Here is a 3,217-nt window from a genome sequence, read left to right on the forward strand (position 1 = left end):
GGTCGAGCACGATGGCGGGGCTTCCGTACAGGGCCCGTGCGGCGACGGCGTCGGCCAGGCGGTCGGCGCCGGGGGTGCCACCGTATCCCGACGTGTCGATCATGTCGGCGATGAGATGCGCGTCGACCGAAATGACAGGGCACTTGCACAGCGTTTCGCCCACGGTATGCCAGAGGCGGTTCAGGCTGGGAACAACCGTGGCAAGCGCGATGCCGGAAACGTCATGCGCTTCGATTCCCGCCATCTGAAACAAGCCATTCAGGGAAACACGCGCCTCATCTGCGGTTTGCTGCGCGTCGGTTTGCACGCGCCACATGTGCAGCAACTTTTCATGTTCGTATACACCCAGCACGGTATGCGTGTTGCCTACGTCGATGGTAAGTAACATGTACGTGTCAGCCCCTTAGCGGTTCGAAATCGTTCTCCGGGTGATATGATAATACGAGCTCAAGCAAAACTTCTGTTCACGTTCCGATTTGGCACGTAGCCCCATCGGCGAACATAGTCAAGGAGAGCCCATGAACGATAAAGCAGCGCGCATCCTCGTTGTAGACGACGAGCAGACCATCACCGATTTCGTTGGGTACGCATTGAAGAAGGAAGGCTTTGAGCCCGATGTGGCTGCCAATGGCGAAGACGCCCTGGCCATGGCCCTGAAGAACGAGTACGACCTCTTCATCCTCGATATCATGCTTCCCGGAATGGACGGCTACGAGCTCTGCCGTCGCCTGCGCAGCAAGACGAGCGCCCCGGTGCTCTTCCTCTCCGCACGCGACACGGAACTCGACAAGGTCGTTGGCCTGGAAATTGGCGGCGACGACTACCTTAGCAAGCCCTTCGGCCTGCGCGAACTCGTCGCACGCGTGCGTGCCCTTCTGCGTCGCGGAACGGGCCAGATGGAGCAGAATCACGCCATCACGGCAAGCGGCATCACGCTCGACGAAGACGCTCACACCGCGGTGGGCGAGTCGGGTCCCATCGACCTTACGCCGCGCGAGTTCGAGCTCCTGGCCGCGCTCATGAAGCATGCGGGCAACGTGGTTTCGCGCGAAGACCTGCTGCGCGATGCCTGGGGTTGGGAATACCTCACCGAAACGAAAACGGTCGACACGCACATCAAGCGCCTGCGCGACAAGGTTTCCCAGGCTGGCTACGACCCCGCCATCGTGGAAACGGTCCGCGGCTACGGGTATCGCTTCCGCGCATAGGGGCGCGCCACGAATAAACTCTCAACATACTTCGCGTGCTTCGTCACGCTGCTCTGCATGTTCGCATGCACGGCGATTCTGGTTCTGGCAAGCATCTATGGGGCCATCGACTTCTTCACGTTCAGCCTCATCATTCCGCTTGCCCTGGCTATTTTTATGCTCTCGCTCGTGGTGGGCCACTTCATCGCGCAGCCCTTGTCCGACCTGCGCGACGCCATCAAGGCGTACCGCGCGGGCGACTCGAAGGTGAACTTCAGCAGGCGCGGCGCCCTGCGCGAGGCAGACGATCTGGCCGTCGACTTCAAGGACCTGCTCGATTCGTCGTACGCTCAGTGTGCCGACCTCTCGCGCCGCGAAAAGCAGCAGGTGCAGTTCGTGGGCGACGTTGCGCACGAGCTTCGCACGCCCCTCACCGCCATCCATGGCAACGCCGAGCTCCTTGCCGACCCCGACCTGCCTCCCGAGCTGCACGACAAGTTCTGCAGCACCATCATCCGCGAGACCGAGCGCCTCACGCGCCTCACGAACGACTTGCTTTCGCTGCAGCATATCGAAGGCGATAGCCATGTGCTCAATTTCAAGCGCGTCAACCTGAAGCCCCTCGCGCAGGAGGCCGTGGATGCGCTTGCCCCCGTGCTGGCCGATCGTCAGGCGAATGTGGAAATCACGGGAGAGGCGCCCGACGTCCTGGGCAATTGGGATCGCCTGAAGCAGGTCGTTTCCAACTTGGTCGATAATGCGAGTCGCTTCATCGAGCCCGGCGGGCACATCCGCGTCGAGCTGTACGGCGTACGCGGCAATTCCGTCATCGCGGTGAAGGACGACGGTACGGGCTTTGGCGACGTAGACCCAAAGATGCTGTTCGAGCGTTTCTACCGCACCGACTTCAGCCGCGCGCGCAATACGGGTGGCAGCGGTTTGGGCCTGGCCATCGTGAAGAGCGTCGTGGAGTCGCACGACGGCACGGTGGAGGCCTACAATCTGCCCGAAGGTGGCGCGTGCTTCATCGTGGCCATTCCCAGCATGGGTTCGTCGTCCTAGCCGCTCACGGCTTCAGCCTTCCGCTCGCCAGGTTCCCGATATAGCACGTAGCGTGCCATTTTTGTCGTCTTCCAGCGCTTTTGCGTCGTTCGCGATAACCACGCAAAAGGCGACTGGGGCCTGCGATACAATGCGCCTAGGGTAAGTCCGTGAGAGAAAGGCGCTGCATGCTGACCGATATCGAAATCGCCCAGGCGACCAAGGCTCGTCCCATCACCGAAATTGCCGACAAGGCAGGCGTTCCCCGCGAATACCTCGAGCTGTACGGCAACACCAAAGCTAAAGTCGACTACAACCTGCTGCGCGATGTCGAGCATCAGCCGGGTAAGCTCGTTCTGGTAACCGCCATCAACCCCACTCCCGCGGGCGAGGGCAAAACCACTACTACGGTCGGTTTGGCCGATGCCATGAACCTCATCGGCAAGAAGACGGTCGTCGCGCTGCGCGAGCCGTCGCTCGGCCCGGTATTCGGCATCAAGGGTGGCGCTGCCGGCGGCGGCTATGCCCAGGTCATTCCCATGGAAGACATCAACCTGCATTTCACGGGCGACTTCCACGCCATCGGCGCTGCGAACAACCTGCTCGCTGCGCTGCTCGATGCGCACATCCATAACGGCAACGAGCTCGATATCGACACGCGTCGCATCACGTGGAAGCCCGTCGTCGACATGAACGACCGTCAGCTGCGCCACGTAGTCGACGGCCTGGGTGGCAAGGCCAATGGCGTGCCGCGCGAAGACGGCTTCGACATTACGGTGGCCAGCGAGATCATGGCCATCTTCTGCCTGGCTACCTCCATCACCGACCTCAAGGAGCGCCTGGGCCGCATCGTCGTGGGCTATAGCCACGCCGGCGAGCCCGTTACGGCGCATCAGCTGCATGCGGAAGGCGCCATGGCGGCCCTGCTGAAGGACGCACTCAAGCCCAACCTGGTGCAGACGCTCGAGGGTACGCCCGCGTTCATCCAC

4 protein-coding genes are annotated in these 3,217 nt (G+C 61.8%); 3 read left to right on the forward strand and 1 reads right to left on the reverse strand.

The window, feature by feature from the left end; translation table 11 throughout:
- The coding region (locus AC04P6_RS00990; RefSeq protein WP_475564724.1) for a type III pantothenate kinase at positions 1 to 388 on the reverse strand (388 nt) is incomplete at its 3' end.
- 130 nt (positions 389 to 518) lie between these two features.
- Between AC04P6_RS00990 and AC04P6_RS00995 the strand changes: the two genes are divergently transcribed.
- The 3 genes from AC04P6_RS00995 to AC04P6_RS01005 form a co-directional block, all read left to right on the forward strand.
- Positions 519 to 1,208, forward strand: coding sequence for a response regulator transcription factor (locus AC04P6_RS00995; protein ID WP_475564725.1), 690 nt, complete (start codon positions 519 to 521; stop codon positions 1,206 to 1,208).
- A gap of 57 nt (positions 1,209 to 1,265) precedes the next feature.
- Positions 1,266 to 2,249 (forward strand): sensor histidine kinase, encoded by a 984-nt coding sequence (locus AC04P6_RS01000; protein ID WP_475564726.1) that lies wholly within the window; start codon positions 1,266 to 1,268, stop codon positions 2,247 to 2,249.
- 167 nt (positions 2,250 to 2,416) lie between these two features.
- Positions 2,417 to 3,217, forward strand: an 801-nt coding sequence (locus AC04P6_RS01005) for a formate--tetrahydrofolate ligase (protein WP_475564727.1), incomplete at its 3' end; no start/stop codon positions are given.

The sequence above is a fragment of the Denitrobacterium sp. genome (genome assembly GCF_056180635.1).